Raw genomic sequence first — 19431 nt, 5'->3', positions numbered from 1 at the left:
TTGTTGTTTGCTTCATGAGTTAAGGTTTTAAATATTGGAAGAATAAATTTAATAAAAAGTATGATTGACAGAAGCCTTAACTACGGAAGAAACATTATAAAAGAATATATATCTTCTGAGCGTGAAGCAAAAGTAATTCTTGATTTAGGTGCAGGAGAAGGCGCAGATTTGTTAATTGCCAGAGAGGTGAATCCAGCATCTGAATTACATGCCGTAGAAAGTTATACCCCTTATGTACAGAGCTTAAAGGGGAAAAAAATAAATGTGCACCAGCTCAATATAGAGTGCGACCGCCTGCCTTTTGCCGATGAGTCTGTTGATATAGTGATTGCCAATCAGATTTTAGAGCACACAAAAGAGATTTTCTGGATTTTTCATGAAGTAACGCGGGTGTTGAAGCGGGGCGGCAAATTTTTAGTGGGTGTTCCAAACCTGGCCTCTTTTCATAACCGTGTTCTTCTGCTAATGGGTCAGCAGCCTTCTAGCCTTAAGAATAACAGTGCCCACGTGCGAGGGTACACGCACATGGACATCAAAAGGTTTGTGAACACCGGTTTCCCGGATGGATACAAAATAGTTCGGACAGCGGGGAGTAATTTTTATCCTTTTCCTCCTGCTGTAGCAAAACCTCTTGCCAAGCTTTTCCCTAAAATGGCGTGGGCAATTTTCTTGTTGATTGAGAAAGAGAAATCGTACTCAGGCGAGTTCTTAAACTACCCAATTGAGCAGCGTCTTGAAACAAACTTTTACCTGGGGTCAACAACAACAACAACAACAACAACAACAACAACAACAACAAACTGATTTTATGCCTCTGTAATGTAACCTGCTAGCTTATTGTATTTTAATTTAAATAGTGTTGTATTTTAATTTAAATAGTGGGTTGCATTACAGTGATAAATATACTTTCTCTGTCTTTTGTATCATGGTGTTGGTTGTGAACTTTTGTTCAAAAATCTCCAATGAACTCAATGACATTTTTTTATACAGATCGCTGTCTGATTCTAGCTGCAAGAGGTAGTCTGTAACTGAAGTTAAGGCATCTTCATTGAACAGAAAACCATTTACCTCGTGCTCTACCACTTCATTATTTCCAGTAACGTTGGTGGCTACTATTGGCAAGCCATAGGAGGCAGCTTCAAGTAGTGCCAAGGGAAGGCCTTCCCACCTCGAGGTAGACAAGTATACTTGTGCTTCCTGTAAAAACTGACCAGGATTGTTTTGAAACCCTAGAAAGGTAATATTGTTTAGGTTCTCTTCTTTTGCTTTTCTTTCTAAAAATTCTTTTTCAGGTCCGTCTCCCACCCACCAAAACTGAACATGTTGAAAAGGAGCCATGGCTTTAGCAATTTCATATTGTAACCCCATGTTCTTCTGGTAATCAAATCTTGAGATAGAAATGATGACAAACTTTTGGTTTAACCTAGATGTAGGAGCCTTAAGTGCTGGTGCTGCGGGTATTCCATTATAAACTGTAACCTGTCTTTTTTGATCTAACAGCCCAAGGGCAAGGCAGGCATTCTTCTCTCCCTCAGATACGTTGATAAATTTGTTTGTCAGCGGCTTTACTAGCTTTTCATAGAATGTGTACATGGCTTTGCTTAAAACCCCATATTCTTGCACATGAACCCCATGAAAAGTATGAAGCACTTTTAAGCTAGGTAAAGTTGCTTTCAGTAGCCTGCTGTATACACCAGCTCCTTTGCCATGAGAATGTACTATTTCTATTTCTTGGTCTATTATAAATTGCCGTAATTTAAAAAGGGCGGAAAGAGTGAATTTCCTATGAGGCACTTCTATCATTGCCTTCACCGCTGGGTTAGTTTGCCAGATCTGAAAGAAAGGCTTGTCTTTAGGGCAAGCAACGAATAAAGAGAAACTTTCAGATAGATAGTTTAGAAGAATATCTAGGTGCTTTGGCCCTCCTCCATGGTCCGCTCTAACGGTTAGGAGCAAGATCTTTTTTGGTGCCATATTTCTTAACTATCCAAAGGTAAACTAACGAAAACTGAGCCAAGAGCAGGTCAGACATGAGAGATCCGCCTGTGTTATTTGCTAAGATCAGCCCTAAAAACGTGATGAAAAACAATTCGGTGGTAATAGATTTGTTCTCCAATTTATAAACTTCAACTACCGCAGATAAAAAGAACAGCAAAATGAAGATAAATGCCAAGATACCGCCAAAACTCAAGAAAAATAGAAACATACTCTCTGGCACTGTCACAAAATCGTTGTACAATTGATAATGTGCATTAGTATTAGTGAGATGTTTCTCAAAAATTGGCAGGTTATAGCCTGTACCAAATAAAAGGCTGAGCGGGTAAAGGGTAAAGGAAAGAAGAATAAGATGCCATACCCTGAATCTCAAGGAAATATTGTTTTCACTCCCTTTTTCATTAAAAGATTCAATGGTGTATTGCACCTTTTGCACCATGCCTATATTAACATCATACATCACCAAGGCTACCATGCCTAAAATTATGACGGCAAATATGATGATATAAGATATCTTTAACTTAAGCTTTAGCAGTGGCTTTGTGAAATAGAGAAAATTAACAATAATAAATACCATTAATGCCTCTCTTGAGTTAATGAGCAGTAAGTTAGATAGCGCCAGCACCACCAGACTTTTATTTATCAGTTTAGATTTTCCTTCCAGTACTTTGGCTAAATTAAGAATATAAATTAGAATCAGGTAAGAGCCGTAAATACCATGATTACCCGTGGTCCTTTCAAACTCCCCAGAGTAAACTTGGTAAACTAAATTAGAATAACCAGAAGGGGTATAATCAGTGTTCCAAGTGGTTAATCCCACAAATTCTGAGGCCGTACCCTCAAAAATGAGAAACTTGTACAGGTACAGCAAGATAGAGCTTACAATACAGAGAAAACCTACGGTGTTGAACTTGCTTAAGAAATTCTCAAAGTTATAATTTGAGAGCAATAGAATGGAAGTAAGATAAAGCAGGTATTTAATTACTTTAAGTAATCCACTTAGATCTGGAGTGTGTAACTGAGAGAGTATGGTAGCTACCAAAACCACCGCAAAAGCTACAAAGTAAAACTGAAACGGCTTAGACTCTGGTAATATCTTTTTATAGCCTCCCATAACTGACAAGACAATCAGTACCGGGAACAATAACTCCTGCGGATAAACTGCAACGCCCTCTACAGGCTCTATTTTAAAGCTTAGCGGCAGTAAGAGAAACAAGTAGAAAATGATCTTGCTTATTGAAATCTGCATAGAGGGCTACCTATTTCTTTTTTAGAACTACACTTTCTAAAAAAGCCAATCTTTTCTTTTCATAAACGCTTACGTCAATGTATTTTTTGACCTGTTCGTTCTTTAATCTTACTCCTTTATTTTTAAAACAGAAAGCTTTGATTTCTTCAAGGTTAGACTCAACATTGTCTTCTGTGTTGTCTAATTGAAGAACCCATTCAGGAGACTGCTCCATAAAAGCGGTGTCTTTATACCCAAGTATAATTGGTAAACCATACGCCAGGTACTCGCGTGTTTTTAGGGGTGAAGCCTCATGCATGTTATTTCTATGTAGGGCAAGGGTGCAGATACCTACATCACAGGATTTAACAATGTTTTCATACTCTGCCTGTTTCAGAAAACCATGAAAATTTATATTCTGCGGTGTTTTGTAGTTAGGCTTGCTGGGCCCCACCAGTTCAAACTGCAAATCATTGATAGTTTTAGAGGCAAGTTCTAAAATTTTATCTGTACCATGCCAGCTTTGATCAGGTGAACCCATGAACAGCAATTTAGGAGCTTCGGCTTTTGTTTGGGTAGGTGCCGGTGCATAATTACTAGTTCTTATAGTATTGGGTATGACTGCAATAGGCTTTTTATATTTCTTTATGCTGCTCAGGTTACCAATTTCATTTGTAACGCAGCAAAAGCCAGATGCTCTGCCCAAGTATCTGTCTCTGATAAGAGAGTAATAAAGGAATCTTACTTTACCTTTCAGATTCTTCTTCGCAAGTTCCCTTAACTCAGACATATCATTCGTGTTCATTTCCATAACGGTAGGAAACTTTGCGATGATTTCACCAAGGGCAGACTGTGGAATTTCGGCGCGGTGGTATATAATATCTGGTTTGAAGGCAGCTAGCGCAGCTTTTACCTTTTTATGGGCTTTCTTCAATGAAAAATACTCTTTTAAAATTGTAGAAGCTGGTTCTCTTTTAAAAGGAATAATGGGTACAGAGGTATTGGGTAAGGAATCATTCTTACATACACAGAAAACTGTAACCTCATGGCCTAATTTTATCCATTCGCTGGTTTGGGCAAGTACTTTTTTGGTGACCCCGTCCTGTTTCCCCAACTCCCAAGAAAGTAAATATGCAATTCTCATTCGGCTGAATAGCTCAAGATTTCACGTACAACTCTCTCACTGGCTTTCCCTGAACCGTATAAATCTATTTCAAAATTAGACTCTTTATTTCTCAGGGTCTCTACAGCCTCTATAATTTTAGTCTTGTCTGTTCCTGTTATAATATTTACCCCGTTTTGCACTAATTCTACCCACTCAGTTTGTTCACGCAAGGTAACACAATGCTTCTTGAAGAAGAAGGCTTCTTTCTGGAGTCCTCCGCTGTCGGTCATGATTAGTTGGGCATTCATGATGAGTTGAATCATCTCTAAATAGCCAATAGGTTCAATCAATTTTACAGTTGTGGAAATACCCTGCTGCTGAAGTAGCTTTCTGGTGCGCGGGTGCAAGGGCAGCACAATTGGAGTGGTAGTATTTATCTCATTGAAAGCTTCAATGATGCTGCGTAAATTATCCGGATTGTCTGTATTTTCAGCCCTGTGTATTGTTGCTAATATATAGGATCCTGCTGTTGGTATAGTCTTATCTCCGTTTGTTTCTGCTAGCTTGTTTTGATAGTAAAGGGCGGCGTCTTGCATCACATCGCCGTTTTTGATCACCTTCACTGGCAGGTTTTCAAATCCTTCAGCTTGTAGATTGGCTACCGCAGTGTCAGTAGGGCAGAACAGGAGATCTGATATTCTATCTGTTAGAATACGATTTACTTCTTCCGGCATTCTCATGTTAAAGCTACGCAACCCGGCTTCTACATGAATTACTTTAATGTGCAGTTTCTTTGCAGCTAAAGCACCGGCTAGAGTAGAATTGGTGTCACCGTACACCAGCACGAAGTGAGGTTGCTCTTTTAATAGTACTTCCTCAATGCTCTCCAGCATTTTACCGGTCATAGCTCCGTGAGAGCCGCCATTAATGTGTAGGTGATAATGTGGAGTGGGTATGTTTAGCTCATCAAAAAACACTTTTGACATGTTATCATCAAAGTGTTGCCCCGTATGCACTATAATTTCAGTTATCTCTGCTGATTTGGAGAATGCCCTGCTTACGGCTGCTGCTTTTATGAATTGGGGACGAGCCCCTACTATCGTAACAATTTTTACCATGCCAATTTCTTATGAGGGATTCACTTGAAAAACCCTCATCCAACGGTGAAGTGTCAAAATTCTAAAATAAACCGAACCAATGGAAATTTCTTTTCCTCCAGAAACAAGATTGTCAAAAGAGTCCATTACTTCTTCCTGATCAAGTAGAAATTCCATTTCCTTAACCGCTTTTAAGAGGTGCGACCTGAATTCTTCTTGATGCTCTTGTATCCAGACAGCTTCAGAGGTTAAGAACCCCATTTTGTCATGCCTATTTTTTATCTCCGCTGGTATTTCATGCGCCAAGGCCTCTCTCAAGATGTATTTTGTCTGGCCGTCTCTTATTTTATAGCTGTCTGGTAGCCCAACAATAAATTCCACCAATCTATAATCAAGAAAAGGAACTCTAGACTCTATAGAATGGGCCATAGAATTGCGGTCTTCATAGTGAAGAAGCATGGGTAAATTGGAGCAAAGCAGTTGGTCAAAAGACATTTCTTGAATACTGCCAAAGAACTGTGGTTTGTAAAGAGACTGCTTTTCTGTATCCGTTTTAAGCCGGAAGGGTAAGGTATGGCTTCTCAATTTCAAGCTGATGCTGGAGGGAAGGAGAAACTTGAATAAAAACTGCCACGCCTTTTTGGCAGGATATCCTTTTAATTTTTTTAACGCACCCACCTCAGAGAGAATGCCCCCAATGTTGGCAGCTTTGAGCATTCCTATCAAATGTGCATCATGGAAGGGAAGATATCCTGCCAGTGATTCATCGGCACCCTGCCCATCAAGCATAACAGTAATATCATTCTTTTTTGCTTCAGCGAAAACACTCCATTGAGCTAGGGTGCTGGTAGAAGTAAAAGGCTCATCTTGGTGCCAGATCAGCTCATCCAGCAAATCAAAAAGACCATCAAGGTTTGGGTATACCTTATGGGGTTTTATTTCAGTATTCTTAATGACAGCATCAATAAACTGCTGCTCATCATATTTTTTAACAGTTGAACAAGCTGAAACTGTCTCTTGAACTCCTTGTTTGTTTTCTTTCTTTAGTAACTGATTGATAGAGCATACAATAGAGGTACTATCAATACCTCCAGAAAGACATGATCCAACTTTAACATCTGATCTGAGCCTTAACTTAACGGCATCAGTAAAAAGGGTGTAGAATTCCTCTTTAGCTTGATCAAAAGAGGCCTCATATTTTTTTACTCTTTTTCTGAGGTTATACCATTCATGAATAATGAAGGAATTATCCTTTAAGTTGAAGACCAGATTATTCCCGGGCTTTAGTTGGTTTACCCCTTTGAACAGTGTTTCATCAGTGTGATCAAAGATGCCGTAGTTTATAAAGTCTATGGCTCTTTCCAGATGCAGGGTTGCCTTCCAGTCGGGTAGGGTAGTAAACTGTTTTATTTCTGAAGCAAAGGCAAAGAAACTTTTAGACTGACGGTAGTAAAAAGGTTTAACCCCAAATCTATCTCTGCTGCAGAATAGCTTCTGGTTAGCCTTATCTAGCAGGGCAAAAGCCCACATACCGTTGAACTGCTCTACGCAGGCCTCACCCCAATGCAGATAGGCCGCCATGATAACTTCGGTGTCAGATTCAGAATGGAAGGTGTAGCCTGCATTAATCAGAACTTCCTTTATTTCAAGGTAATTGTATATTTCCCCATTAAAAACAATAGAAAGATCAGCACCATAAGGCATAGGCTGATGACCATTTGGTGACAGATCTATAATGGAAAGCCGGCGGTGAAGTAAGGCTAAATGTTGATAAGAATAGGTGCCGTGGCTATCGGGCCCTCTATGTGATATGACAGTATGATACTTTTGAATTAAATCAGGGTCTATTTCTTCATTCGTTAACTGTACTATTCCCCCTATTCCACACATCGTTTTTTGAGTATTTTAAGATCAGGTAAAGATAAATAAAATATAAGAGTATGTCATTGGCTCCAAAGAGCAATAATAAAGTATATACTGAGTAGTGGGACCCTATGTACAGAACGGTAACTGTGGAGGCAAAGTATAGTACTTGCCATAGAGATACAACTTTCAATTTATTGTTCACCATCAATGCCGTGCTTAGAGGTGACGTGATAAAACGTATGGCGTATGGCACAATCAAAATTTGTGCATAGACACCAGATGTATCCCATTCTTGTCCGAAAACAAAACCAAAAACTTTTGGGCTAAACACCAGAAAGAAAACAGTAAATGGTATTGATACATAGATCAGTTTCTTTAGACACTTTCTGATGAAGGCGTGCACGTCACCGCCATTGTTTCTGATTTCTGTAATATGTTGGTAAAAGACTTGGCTAAAGGCTTGGCTTATTAAAACAAAAGGCAAGTTTATAATTCTGAAGGTAAGCCCGAATAAACCTAAGGTTTCTTGAGAATAAGCTTCAGTAATAAAAAAAACTGGTGCCTGAAGCGAAAGGTTATCTAAAAGGGCGGTGGGCGTGTAATAGACTAAGAAGTTCTTATACGACTTGAAATTAGATTTTAAGCGTTTAAACTCAATTGCTTTAATCAAACGCCAGTAGGGGGTGACCACGCCTTTGACAGTAGCCAGAAAGAAAAAGACTTGGCTGATAAAGAATGCTACTACTAGCCCTTGGTGCCATTCAAAAGCGGTAATGAGTATGATTTGCGCCAGAAGCAGGACGGAAGACTGAAGTACCTTAGCTTTAGAAAGTAATACGAAGTTTTTGTTTCGGTTATGCCAGTAAATTAAAATGTTTACCAGTGTCAGCAGTAGTATAGTTGCCGGAGCATAATAGATAACACTGTTGTTGGTGAAGTGGCCTTGGCTGAAATCTGAGAAAAAGAAGACTGCTATAGCGATAGCCACAGAGGTGCCCGCGGCTATGTACATAGCAAGTAAGACTAGCGCTAATGCATCGGTCTTTTTGGTTGGAAGCACAATGGCCGTTTCAAATTTAGCTGCCGCTACGCCCGCTGCCACAGAAACAATGCCCATAAAAAGGGTCAAATCGCCAAAATCTGCAGGAGTATAAAGGCGGGATAGTATGGGGGAACCAGCTACTGTTATGGCTTGAGCCAAGGCAGTTCCTGAGAAAACTGTAAGAAAGTACCTTAAAAAAGGGGAATTTTTAAATATGGAGGAAAGATTGCTCAAAGTAATAGTTCAGCCTTAGTGCACTATGATCTTTTTAACTACCTTTTTGTGGCTGTTAAAAAGATGTACATAATAAAAGCCTGGAGCCAAGTGCTCTGCTTCTACCTTTATTTCTGATTGATTAGTTTGAATGCCTTCGGTTTTACGGTATACCAACACTCCAACCGAGTTATATATTTCAGTTTGAAGGGGCTCTTTATAGGGAGTCTCTATTCTGATGCTGAATTTCCCGTTGTTCGGGTTGGGTAAAACTGTAGCGGCTAATTTATCTACGCTTGCAAGCTGAGTGTCAGTAATGGTGATGGTTTCAGAAGTAATACAGCCAAGCTCATTTTTCAAAAAAACTGAATATACGCCAGGTTGTTCTACTAAGATTTCACTTGCAAAGCTACCTGGTAAAGATGTGCCATCTTTCACCCATTGGTATTCAAAACCATCGGGAGCATGCAAGGTGTTATGAGCAAAGGATAAAGATTTGGTTACCTTAGAATTAACTATATCAAACGATCTGGAAAATATTTTACCATGTTGGTTTGTAGCAACTACTTTGTAGTTGCCTCCTTGAAGAACAGACAGTGAGTCTGTGGAGGATTCTTCCGGATTCTCCTCTCTAAACCAGGAGAAACTCAGATCGTCTTGAGGCTTCAAATTAATGGTCTTGAGATAAAACTCGTCATTACAATCATCAGTAGATATTGTTCTAAACTGTAATTCTGCCAAAGGTATTTTTGAAAGGAACTGGTTTGTTTGCGGTACCGGGTAGTTATGGCCTTGGTTGTGCGACAGGTACTCTATATTGGTTAGATCTTTGAAAAAATCTCTAGTATACCCATTATGGGCTTCCATTTTATAAATTCCTATTTCATTGGTAGCCCAGCTAAAGAAATAATTTGTTGCCTGGCTGCCAATTCGCTCGTGCAGAAATGAATTTGAATACCTGCTAACCAGCCCAGGTATAACAATCTGGTCTTGAAAAGCCCATTCAAAATCTTCCCTGGTTATGGTAAAGCCAGAGGCAACCACGGTGGCGTCTGGCGAAGACTGTAAAGAATTCAATAAGGCCGCGGAACCACCCTGAGACAAGCCAACAATGATAACCCTTTTGTATTGCTCTTTTAATAATTTTACAGTTGCTATGGAATTAATAAGGTAGCTCGCTGAATAGGAGCCATTCATGTTGATAAGATAATGGGTGAGAAAAGCATAGTTTAGCTTACTCCAGCCGTTGTGAATGGCCAGGAAATCATCATTGGGTTTTACAGTAATAAATACATCTCCAAATTCTTTTACTTGCTCCACTATGTCTCGGTGGTAGCCTTCGCCATTAAATATCTCAGTAGCTTGGTTGTCACCTGAGCCTGGTATAATTAAAATAGCGGTAGATGATTTTGCTTCTTCAGAATATTTGGTCAGAGAGTAGGAATCATACTCTTTGCCTGCCAAAGAATATGTCAGCTTAAAGATGTTGCCGTTAACTTGTGCATGATTTACTAGCTTAAGCGAATCATAAGCATCATAGAAGCTCTCAGCAGGAATGTAGAAGGATTTCATTTGTTCACTAAGCTCTTCTATGGTCTCAACCTTCTTATTGATAAGACCAAAGGTTTTCACTAGAGGAGAGTTGAAACCATACTTCAAAATCTCACTATCGTGTACTTCTTGTGCCAAGGCAGAGAAGGAGAATAAGGCTGTGGCAGAGATTAAAAGGATTTTAATTTTGATAATACTGCTCTTCATTGATTTATTTCTATATAAGAATTTTTCGTTTTTTTGATGACTCCTTTTGAGTCAAACAATTTTATTTAAAATTAATAGTTACTGTTCGTGAGTCCGGTAGCTTGGGGGAGAAGCTCAGACTAAGGCTTAGTGTTATCTACAGGTTTAAGCAAAGGCAAAGAGTGCAGACTGTGTTGTTTATATATATAAAGTAGTAGAACAGGTGCGTAGAAAGGGCAAAACCTACCAAAGTAGATTTTTAAATAAAGCTAGCCAAGTCAAGGATATATAAATTTATAGCAAATTGGCAGTTATGCCTATTTATAGCGCCAAATATACAGAAACAGTATTTATAATGTTTATTTAATTTTTTTAGCTTTGCTGTATGAATGAGTTCAAGTCTGCTAAGTCTAGCGTGGGGGATGAGATTGACCTAAAAACTGTCTTTGACAAAATTGGGGCCTTCTTTAAGAGTATCTTAAATATTATTATTTCCGCAATAAAGCTTACCCTAAGAAGGTGGCTTTTTTTGGTTCCGTTTGTACTAGTAGGGTTGGGTTTGGGTTATTTAGCTTACAAAGTAACAAAGCCCTATTACAAGTCTTCAATGGTAATGATGTTGTCTAACATCCGGAATGACTTTGTAAAAGACCATCTTCATAACTTATCAGAGCTTGTTTCAGAAGAGAACTATGAGGAGATAGCAAAGAACCTTGATTTTACTGTTGAAGAGGCGAAGCAAATAAAAGAGATGAGTTTTGCTAACCTTGACGAGGAGAAAATTGAAAATGACAGTGTGCTGACAGGCTCTCCTTTCAGAATAGAACTTAAACTCTATGATAACAAGTTGTTTTCTAAAATGGAAACAGCTCTTGCCAATTATTTAGAGAACAACCCTTATTTCTCAAGAAATAAATCTATAAGAGAACAGCAGGTTTTAAGCTTGTTGTCTAAGTTGAAAACAGAAATAGCTTCAATAGACTCCATCAAAACAGTTGTTGTTAACCCTAAAGGACCAGTAAATGGTTTTATTTACGGGGAGGCTACAGACCCTACCAACTTGTATAAAGAAGGTATTTCTCTTTTTGAACGAAGAACCATGTTAGAGGCTGAGTTAAAAAAGCTGGATAACATACAAGTGGTGGTTGGTTTTACCAATAGATTAAAGCCTGCCTCTCTTAGTTTAAAAAAATACATGTTTTTTGGAGGCGTACTTACTTATTTACTAGGCTTAAGCATTTTATTTGCAATGGAGCAGAAAAAAGAAATTTCAACTGCTGCCTCAAGAAAATATACTGCTGCGTAGTTTAACCTTCATTTCTTTAACAGCCGATAAACAGAAAAGGCAGGTGAATCACCTGCCTTTTCTGTTTATCGGCTGTTTTTCTTAAATCTCGGTTAAATCATCCTCTTTCTGGTGCAGCCAGCTCAGATTATATAAATCTTTCCGGCGGTCACGTAAGTTACGTACGCTGCCGGTAGTATTAAGGTCCTTGAGCAAATCTAAATCCAGGTCGGCAATCAGGGTCATCTCAGTGTTAGGTGTAGCTTCGGCTATGATGGCATCATGCGGAAAAGCTACGTCAGAAGGAGAGAATACAGCAGACTGAGAGTATTGAATGTCCATGTTTTCTACCCGTGGCAAGTTACCCACGCTGCCAGTGATTGCCACATAGCATTCGTTTTCAATGGCTCGGGCTTGGGCACAGTGTCGTACGCGCAGATAGGCATTCTTGGTATCAGTTTGGTAAGGCACAAACAATACCTTCATGTCTTGGTCTGAAAGCATACGGGCCAATTCCGGAAACTCGACATCGTAGCAGATCAGAATGCCTATTTTACCGAAATCAGTGTCAAAAACACTTAGCTTGTTCCCTCCACGCATACCCCAATAATGGGCTTCGTCTGGCGTAACATGTAGTTTGTATTGTTTGTCATAAGTACCATCGCGTCTACACAGGTAACTCACATTGTGTAGCTTGTTATCAATGTACTCAGGCATACTGCCCGCAATGATGTTGATGTTGTAAGACAACGCCAGGTGAATCAGTCGCTCTCTTATGCCCTCTGTATAATCAGCCAGTTTACGGATGGCGGCAGAAGGAGTGCGTTCATCTGTAAGAGCCATCAGAGGAGCGTTAAAGAACTCTGGGAACATGACCATATCCGCTTTGTATGAGCTAACGGTGTCTATGAAGAATTCTATCTGCTGCTCAAAGTCTTCCAGTGAATTCATTTGGCGCATTTGCCACTGAATGACCCCAATACGAACTACTTTTTTTGTACCCCCAACCAGCGTTTCTTTTTCTTCATAATAAACGTTTATCCACTCCAGCAAAGAAGCATAGGCCTTGGAGTCTTTGTCTTGGGGCATGTAGGCCTTAATGATTTTACGGACGTGAAAACCGTTGCTAAGCTGGAAAGTAAGGATAGGGTCGTATATTTCTTTATTACGAACCTGCTCAATGTACTTGCCCGGCGTCATTTTATCTGAATGCTCCTTGTAGCCAGGTATACGCCCGCCCAAGATAATTCCTCTCAAGTTCAGGTTTTCGCAGAGTTCTTTACGGGCATCGTACAAACGGCGACCTAGGCGAAGGTTCCGGTATTCTGGGTGCACGAATACGTCAACGCCATAAAGAGTATCCCCATCAGAATCATGGGTGTCAAATTTACCGCCGCCGGTTATCTGTTCGTAGTTGTGTTTGTCTCCGTATTCGGCGTAGTTTACAATAATGCTAAGAGCGGCCGCTACCACCTTTCCTTTGTCTTCTATACAAAGCTGGCCGTCTGGGAAGCGCTTAAGCAGTGAGTTAAATTCTTTCTGTGTCCAGGAGCCACCTAAGTTCGTGTATACCAGCTCCATTATTTGTTTCACTTCTTTATAGTCAGAAGTGGTGAGTTGGCGTAATATTAATTTGTGTTCAGTATTTTCAGACATGTGTTTGTAATGATTTTTCTCTGAGGAATTCAGATGAAGGATATAGGGATTCTTTTTCCACTATATATTATACTCAAAAGTAAGCAAGGGAGTTCCAGAACGCAACTTATACAGAAGTATGGGTAGGCCTGTTTTAGGTCCATTTTTCTAAAATAAGGCCTAAAACAGGAAAGTCTTAATTTATAAAAAGCATTTGTTCTAGCCTCTGTTAAACCGCAATTTCTGGTACGTCTCCCTCTATTATCAGCTTTCCGGCAGTAGCATTCTTTATTTGCTCCACACTTACTCCAGGTGCTCTTTCCAATAGTCTGAATCCATTACCGGTAACTTCCAGCACCGCCAAATCTGTTACAATTTTTTTAACGCACTGCACACCGGTAATTGGCAAGGTACACTGCGGGAGGAGTTTTGACTGACCGTCTTTGGAGGTATGTTGCATAGCCACAATGATGTTTTTGGCCGATGCCACCAAATCCATGGCGCCACCCATGCCTTTGACCATTTTGCCGGGGATTTTCCAGTTGGCAATGTCCCCTTTTTCAGACACCTCCATGGCACCCAAAATGGTAAGATGCACGTGTTCTCCGCGTATCATGGCAAAGCTTTCGGCGGAGCTGAAAATGGAAGAGCCAGGCAGAGTGGTGACGGTTTGCTTACCCGCATTAATCAGGTCAGGGTCAACCTCCGCCTCAGTAGGGAAGGGGCCCATGCCTAAAAGACCGTTCTCACTCTGCAGCACCACATCCATTCCCTCTGGTATGTAATTCGCCACCAAGGTAGGTATTCCAATGCCCAAGTTCACATAAAAGCCATCCTGTAATTCCTGAGCTATACGTTTCGCGATTCCATGTTTATCGAGCATAATGTGCTAATTATAAATGTGCTAATGTGTTAGTTGTTTTTTGTAGATGAAATTATCTTGGAAAGCAGTTTTTGCAGTTCTAATAATTTCTCAAGTTTGTCATCTATGCTTGTGTAATGTTTACTGTGCTTGCACAAAAGAAGCCAATATTCTGTCTCAATGGCTTCTTTGGCCGCGATCTTAAGTTTATGGATAAAGTCAGCTCTACTTTCTGCGTGTTGTGCTTCCCAAACGTTAGCTCCAATGGAAGTTCCGCTTTTAAGAAGTTGGTTGGCTACTACATATTTACGCTGCTGCTCTAAAGTTTCTGAGTACACAATAATGGTTAGAGCAAAATCAAAAGACTTAGCTACTATGGCATTCTGTTTTTTGATTGGCTCTTGTTCCATTAATAAATTAAATCATGCAGAAAAAGAATAGCACATAAAATCATTCAGGAATTAGCACATTACCTAACCGTTCTCTGCTCAATGCGCTTCTCGTAGTCTTTGCCCTGGAAGATACGCTGCACATAAATACCCGGTGTATGAATCATGTTGGGGTCTAGTTCACCAACTGGAACAAGCTCTTCTACCTCGGCTATGGTGATCTTTCCGGCGGTGGCCATCATGGGGTTGAAATTGCGGGCGGTGCCTTTGTAGATAAGGTTGCCAGCGGTGTCACCCTTCCAAGCTTTTACTAAGGCGAAATCTGCTTTCAACCATGACTCCATCAGGTACATTTTCCCGTTGAACTCGCGGCTTTCTTTGCCTACGCCTATTTCTGTGCCATAACCAGCAGGGGTGAAAAAAGCCGGAATACCAGCTCCGCCCGCCCTGATTCGTTCAGCTAAAGTTCCCTGCGGGATCAGTTCTACTTCCAATTCACCAGAAAGCAGCTGACGTTCAAACTCAGCATTTTCGCCCACATAACTGGAAATCATCTTCTTGACCTGGCGTTTTTGCAGCAGTAAACCAATGCCAAAATCATCTACTCCGGCATTGTTTGAAATACACGTTAAGTTTTTGATGCCTTTGTTTAAGAGCTCATTGATGGCGTTCTCTGGTATGCCACACAATCCAAAACCACCAAGCATTAATGTAGCACCGTCTGGAATGTCATGGCAGGCCTCGGCCGCATCTTTCACCACTTTGTTTATCATAAATAAAGAGTAGTTAGTGTAGTAGTTTAAATGGCGTTTTGGCTCTATTTTTCATAAAACAGCCCTAAAACGTATTAAGGAATTCGGCGAGCAGACATGTTGCCGCCAAAGAAGGACATCGGCACAAACAACAAGACAGCCACTACTACAAACCATAGTGGGTGTTCAAACTGCCAAAAATTGACAATGCCAAAAATGAGCAGAACGGTGCCAACAATAAGCGCGTGTATTACCGGTTTGGCAGGAGCGTAGCGAGCAGCCAGGTTGCCGCCTAAAAAAGCCCCAATAGCATAGGCAAGTAAAACCAGTAGAAGGGCGCCAACGGGAGCATTGGTAATATAAGATGCCAAGGCCTGCGGATCTTCTGGGTTCACAGTAGCGGGCATGGGGTATAAAAGCTGCCCCAAAAATTGCACGATGCTAATGGTGAACACCCCAAGGGCTATGCCACCTAAAACAGAAAGTATGCTTTTGAACATAGAGAAAGGTTTGTGTTAGAGACAATCCTACTACATGGGCTGTCTTTCCCCTCTCTCTATCGTGAAAGCCCGTTGTGAAGTTACGGATTTCGGTAATTTATCCTAACAACTGTAAGGCTTTCTCTTTATCCAGGTACAGTTGCTGGACCATGTCCTCCAGCTTGTTGAACTTGAGCTCTGGCCGCATGTAAGAAATAAACTGTACCATAATTTCTTTGTCATACAGGTCTCCTGAGAAGTTGAAAAGATATACTTCTATGGTTTGAGCCCCGCCTTCTACCACTGTAGGATTCGTGCCTATGTTCAGCATGCCTTTATGCTGCCCCTGTGGTGTCTGTACCAGTACCGCGTACACACCCTGTGCCGGAATCTGCTTCAGCTTTTCGGCTACCTGTATGTTGGCAGTCGGGAAGCCTATGGTGCGGCCTAACTGTCTTCCTTTGACTACAGTACCGGTAAGGGAGTAGGGGCGGCCAAGGTATTTGGTAGCCGTTTCTAAGTCGCCGTTTTCTAAAGCAGTTCTTATTTTGCTGGAGCTAACCCCCACGGCATCTACATCTTGCCGAGGAATTTCCTCCACCTCAAATCCGTAGCGGTTGGCGTTCTGTTGTAGATAGTCAAAGCCGCCCTCGCGGTTTTTGCCAAAACGGTGGTCGTAGCCAATCACTAATTTTTTGGTACGCAGCGTGTCAATGAGAATCTTCTGAATATAGTCCTCCGAGCTCCATTGGGCAAATTCTTTGGTGAAAGTAAGTATGAGAAGAAAGTCTACACCATACTTCTCCAACGCCTCAATGCGTTCTTCTATGGTAGAAAGCAGGCGCAGAGAATCATCAGCAGGATTAAGTACCGTACGCGGGTGCGGCCAATAAGTGATCACAACGCTCTGGCCATTGTTTTGACTGGCAGACTCCGTTAGGCGTGAAAGGATCTGCTGGTGCCCTACGTGTACACCGTCAAAGGTGCCGGAAGTGACCACCGCATGCGGAAGAGAAGGAAATTGATTAAGCTCCCGAATTACCTTCATGGTGGGCCATTATTTTTTCGCGCAGTTCCTGAATCTGGTCAAGGCTCATGGCCTGATCAAGGTGGTAATCTCCAATACGGGTGCGAACCAGTTTTGAAAGATAGGCGCCACAACCCAACTTTTCTCCTAAATCGCGGGCTAAGCTGCGGATATAGGTGCCTTTGGAGCATACTACTCTAAAAGACACTATGTTTCCCTCAATACCAGTTATTTCAAACTTCTTGATGGTAATTCGTTTTGCCTTGATTTCGGCGTCTTGTCCTTTACGTGCCAGTTTATAAGCCCGTTCACCGTTCACCTTTACTGCAGAGTATATCGGCGGAACCTGCTCAATCTCGCCTTCAAAAGATTGAGCCGCCGCTATAATCATATTTTCTGTAATATGATCTGTAGGAGAGGTACTATCAATTTCAGTTTCAAGGTCAAAAGAATGAGTTGTATGGCCAAGGGTAAAATGACCAGTATATTCCTTTTCCTGCGCCTGAATTTCCTCTATTCGTTTGGTGAACTTACCGGTGCAAAGAATCAGTAAGCCAGAAGCCAATGGGTCTAGGGTACCGGCGTGGCCTATTTTCTTTATCCGCAGAGCAAACTTGGTTTTTTTGACCACGTCAAACGAGGTCCAGGTGAGGGGTTTGTCTATGAGCAGAATGGCTCCGGCTTCAAAATCGTATGGAGGCTTTAGCATTATACTACTTGTAAGTCAACGCCCATGGCTAATAAAATCAAGAGCACCAGCCCCACAAGAATACGGTAGTAGCCAAACAACTTAAAGCCGTACTTGGTCAAAAACTCAACAAAAAACTTAATTGCGGCCATGGCCACCAAAAAAGCCACAACATTACCAATGGCCAAAGCCTGCCATTCCTGGGCGGTGATAGCGGCAAAACCAGCTTCAATCTTATCCAGTTTAAAACTTAGTACATCAGAGATTTCAAGATGCAACAGGTCTGTTAACACGGAGTAAGAAGCGGCTGCCAGCATGGTTGGAACTGCCATGAAAAATGAAAATTCAGCAGCGGCTTTGCGGGTCATCTTTTGGGTAAGTCCCCCAATGATAGTGGAAGCAGAGCGTGAAACCCCAGGTATAATGGCCAGACACTGGAAAAAACCAATCACCAAGGCATTTTTGTAGCTTGGCGTAGTCACAGGATTCTCCTTTTCTTTAAACCAGCGGTCAACGAAGATTAAGATAATGCCGCCTAGTAGTAAACTAATGGCTACTACTTCCACTCGCTCCAGCATGGCATCTACCATATCTTTCAGCACAAAGCCTATGGCCAAGGCTGGAACTACTGCCGTAAAAAGCTTTTTGTAGAAGTTGACGGAATTGATAAAACGCTTCCAATATAAAACCACTACGCTCAGAATAGCCCCAAACTGAATGGTAACCGTAAACATCTTGGTAAACTCGAAAGCACTGATGCCCATTAAACTGGAAGCTATGACCATATGCCCAGTAGAGGAAACGGGTAGAAACTCAGTTAAACCTTCTACTATAGCCAGTATTATGGCTTGCCAAATACTCATTATGCGTCTTTTCGGGGTTTAGCCAAAATGGCGAAAAACTGAATGATGAAGCCAATCAGCAAAATAATTGGGCCTACCGTTAAGCCCAATACGCCGTATCCGTAAGGCTGAGTGTCAAGCGACATGATGATAAACCCAATAGCCATGACCAACAGGCCCAACAACATGATTTGGTAGTTCCTACGCCCGAAGGAGAATACGTTACGGTTTTTGTTTTCCATGAAAGGATTAATATAAATCGTCTAAAGAGGCCCTGAGATATTTTCTGACAGAGCGCAATGAGCTGAAGAACCCTAAAGCCCCACCCAGTACCAGCAGTGCCAGCAATAAAATCATAATTTGTTTTTCGTCGCGAAGCAGGTACAGCTCACTCATTTCAAAGTAAGCATATTGCAGAAGCACTAATAATAATGCGGAAGCCAAAATACCGCTGATCAAGCCCTGCAGGGTAGCTCTGTTAAGGAAAGGGCGCTGAATGAAAAAGGAAGTAGCGCCTACCAGCTGCATGCTTCTAATAAGAAAGCGTTGTGAGAAAAGAGCAAGCTTGATAGTGTTATTGATAAGAATCATCACCACCAACACTAAAATACCAGCGAAGCTTATGAGCAATATGCTGAGGCGTTTCAGGTTCTGGTTAATGTTGTCTATCAGGCTTTCTACATATTCCACTTCAAAAACACCGGTAGTAGTCTGCAGGTCATGCTTAATCTTTTTCAGCTGGGCAGACGTGGCAAACTCTGGATTGATGCGTAGTATAAAGGCATCACGTAATGGGTTCTCCCCCAGAAAAGATAAAAAGTCCTCTCCGGTCTCCTGAATAAATTCACGTGCGCCTTCTTCTTTAGACAAGAAGGTTACCTGAGGCTGGCCATCCGTTACGGCAATGTATTCTTTGCGCCCTAACGTCTTGTTCAATTTCTCTATCTCCATAGGCGAGATTTCCCGCTCCAGGTAAACCTGAACCTCCATGTTTTCCTTTACCAGATTAGATAACTTACCGGCATGGATGAGTAATAGCCCAAACAGCCCAATGACAAAAAGTGCCATGGTAATGCTAAAGATCACCATGGTATGTGGGTAATTGCCCAGCTTTTTCTTTCGGGTATGTTTTATTGGTTTTGCAGCCATAGAAGAGTATCAAGGCAAAAATAAGAATTATTTAGTAGAA

General features: G+C 41.2%; 19 protein-coding genes. 2 read left to right on the top strand and 17 right to left on the bottom strand.

Annotated features, from left to right (window positions below):
- The first annotated feature begins 60 nt into the window (after positions 1 to 60).
- Positions 61 to 804, top strand: coding sequence for a class I SAM-dependent methyltransferase (locus A8O23_RS02730; RefSeq protein WP_066616193.1), 744 nt, complete (start codon positions 61 to 63; stop codon positions 802 to 804).
- An 84-nt stretch (positions 805 to 888) separates the two neighbouring features.
- Here the strand turns inward: A8O23_RS02730 and A8O23_RS02725 are convergent, their stop codons facing one another.
- The 7 genes from A8O23_RS02725 to A8O23_RS02695 all read right to left on the bottom strand — a co-directional run bounded on the left by A8O23_RS02725 (position 889) and on the right by A8O23_RS02695 (position 10304).
- On the bottom strand, positions 889 to 1974 hold the full coding sequence (locus tag A8O23_RS02725; protein WP_066616192.1) for a glycosyltransferase: 1086 nt from the start codon (positions 1972 to 1974) through the stop codon (positions 889 to 891).
- Positions 1940 to 3244, bottom strand: a complete 1305-nt coding sequence (locus tag A8O23_RS02720; protein ID WP_066616191.1) for an O-antigen ligase family protein — start codon at positions 3242 to 3244, stop codon at positions 1940 to 1942. The genes A8O23_RS02725 and A8O23_RS02720 overlap by 35 nt, the downstream gene beginning before the upstream one ends.
- Positions 3245 to 3254: 10 nt before the next feature.
- Positions 3255 to 4367 carry a glycosyltransferase gene (locus A8O23_RS02715; RefSeq protein WP_066616186.1) on the bottom strand — a complete coding sequence of 371 codons (1113 nt, stop codon included), beginning with the start codon at positions 4365 to 4367 and terminating at the stop codon, positions 3255 to 3257.
- Positions 4364 to 5446, bottom strand: coding sequence for a non-hydrolyzing UDP-N-acetylglucosamine 2-epimerase (gene wecB, locus A8O23_RS02710; RefSeq protein WP_066616185.1), 1083 nt, complete (start codon positions 5444 to 5446; stop codon positions 4364 to 4366). Before wecB ends, A8O23_RS02715 begins: the two co-directional genes overlap by 4 nt.
- Positions 5447 to 5455: 9 nt before the next feature.
- Entirely contained in the window at positions 5456 to 7315 is a 1860-nt protein-coding gene (gene asnB, locus A8O23_RS02705) for an asparagine synthase (glutamine-hydrolyzing) (RefSeq protein ID WP_074988303.1), read from the bottom strand.
- Entirely contained in the window at positions 7278 to 8492 is a 1215-nt protein-coding gene (locus tag A8O23_RS02700) for an oligosaccharide flippase family protein (RefSeq protein ID WP_074988301.1), read from the bottom strand. The genes asnB and A8O23_RS02700 overlap by 38 nt, the downstream gene beginning before the upstream one ends.
- 90 nt (positions 8493 to 8582) lie before the next feature.
- Complete coding sequence (locus A8O23_RS02695; protein ID WP_066616179.1) at positions 8583 to 10304, bottom strand: T9SS type A sorting domain-containing protein; 1722 nt, start codon at positions 10302 to 10304, stop codon at positions 8583 to 8585.
- A gap of 364 nt (positions 10305 to 10668) precedes the next feature.
- Between A8O23_RS02695 and A8O23_RS02690 the strand changes: the two genes are divergently transcribed.
- Positions 10669 to 11589, top strand: a complete 921-nt coding sequence (locus A8O23_RS02690; RefSeq protein WP_066616177.1) for a hypothetical protein — start codon at positions 10669 to 10671, stop codon at positions 11587 to 11589.
- 81 nt (positions 11590 to 11670) lie between these two features.
- Here the strand turns inward: A8O23_RS02690 and A8O23_RS02685 are convergent, their stop codons facing one another.
- From A8O23_RS02685 to A8O23_RS02640, 10 genes are all read right to left on the bottom strand, one after another.
- Positions 11671 to 13224, bottom strand: coding sequence for a bifunctional GNAT family N-acetyltransferase/carbon-nitrogen hydrolase family protein (locus tag A8O23_RS02685; RefSeq protein ID WP_066616175.1), 1554 nt, complete (start codon positions 13222 to 13224; stop codon positions 11671 to 11673).
- Between the two features lie 208 nt (positions 13225 to 13432).
- Positions 13433 to 14089: a 3-oxoacid CoA-transferase subunit B gene (locus A8O23_RS02680; RefSeq protein ID WP_317039516.1), complete on the bottom strand. Its 657-nt coding sequence runs from the start codon at positions 14087 to 14089 to the stop codon at positions 13433 to 13435.
- 26 nt (positions 14090 to 14115) lie between these two features.
- Positions 14116 to 14475 carry a four helix bundle protein gene (locus tag A8O23_RS02675; RefSeq protein ID WP_066616170.1) on the bottom strand — a complete coding sequence of 120 codons (360 nt, stop codon included), beginning with the start codon at positions 14473 to 14475 and terminating at the stop codon, positions 14116 to 14118.
- A 59-nt stretch (positions 14476 to 14534) separates the two neighbouring features.
- On the bottom strand, positions 14535 to 15227 hold the full coding sequence (locus A8O23_RS02670) for a CoA transferase subunit A (RefSeq protein WP_066616169.1): 693 nt from the start codon (positions 15225 to 15227) through the stop codon (positions 14535 to 14537).
- A 74-nt stretch (positions 15228 to 15301) separates the two neighbouring features.
- Positions 15302 to 15706, bottom strand: a complete 405-nt coding sequence (locus tag A8O23_RS02665) for a hypothetical protein (RefSeq protein ID WP_066616167.1) — start codon at positions 15704 to 15706, stop codon at positions 15302 to 15304.
- 97 nt (positions 15707 to 15803) lie between these two features.
- Complete coding sequence (locus tag A8O23_RS02660) at positions 15804 to 16733, bottom strand: bifunctional riboflavin kinase/FAD synthetase (protein ID WP_066616165.1); 930 nt, start codon at positions 16731 to 16733, stop codon at positions 15804 to 15806.
- The gene (gene truB / locus A8O23_RS02655; RefSeq protein ID WP_066616163.1) at positions 16711 to 17421 is read right to left on the bottom strand and encodes a tRNA pseudouridine(55) synthase TruB; all 711 of its coding nucleotides are present in this window, start codon (positions 17419 to 17421) and stop codon (positions 16711 to 16713) included. Before truB ends, A8O23_RS02660 begins: the two co-directional genes overlap by 23 nt.
- On the bottom strand, positions 17421 to 18263 hold the full coding sequence (locus A8O23_RS02650; protein ID WP_066616161.1) for an undecaprenyl-diphosphate phosphatase: 843 nt from the start codon (positions 18261 to 18263) through the stop codon (positions 17421 to 17423). The genes truB and A8O23_RS02650 overlap by 1 nt, the downstream gene beginning before the upstream one ends.
- A complete protein-coding gene (locus tag A8O23_RS02645) occupies positions 18263 to 18484 on the bottom strand; it encodes a DUF3098 domain-containing protein (RefSeq protein WP_066616159.1) in 222 nt (73 codons plus the stop codon). The genes A8O23_RS02650 and A8O23_RS02645 overlap by 1 nt, the downstream gene beginning before the upstream one ends.
- 7 nt (positions 18485 to 18491) lie before the next feature.
- Entirely contained in the window at positions 18492 to 19391 is a 900-nt protein-coding gene (locus A8O23_RS02640; protein WP_066616157.1) for a cell division protein FtsX, read from the bottom strand.
- Between the last annotated feature and the right edge of the window lie 40 nt (positions 19392 to 19431).

The sequence above is a fragment of the Rufibacter roseus genome (assembly GCF_001647285.1).
Taxonomy (GTDB): domain Bacteria; phylum Bacteroidota; class Bacteroidia; order Cytophagales; family Hymenobacteraceae; genus Nibribacter; species Nibribacter roseus.
The sequence above is the reverse complement of the archived record's forward strand: the minus strand, read 5'-3'. Positions and strand labels throughout refer to the sequence as shown.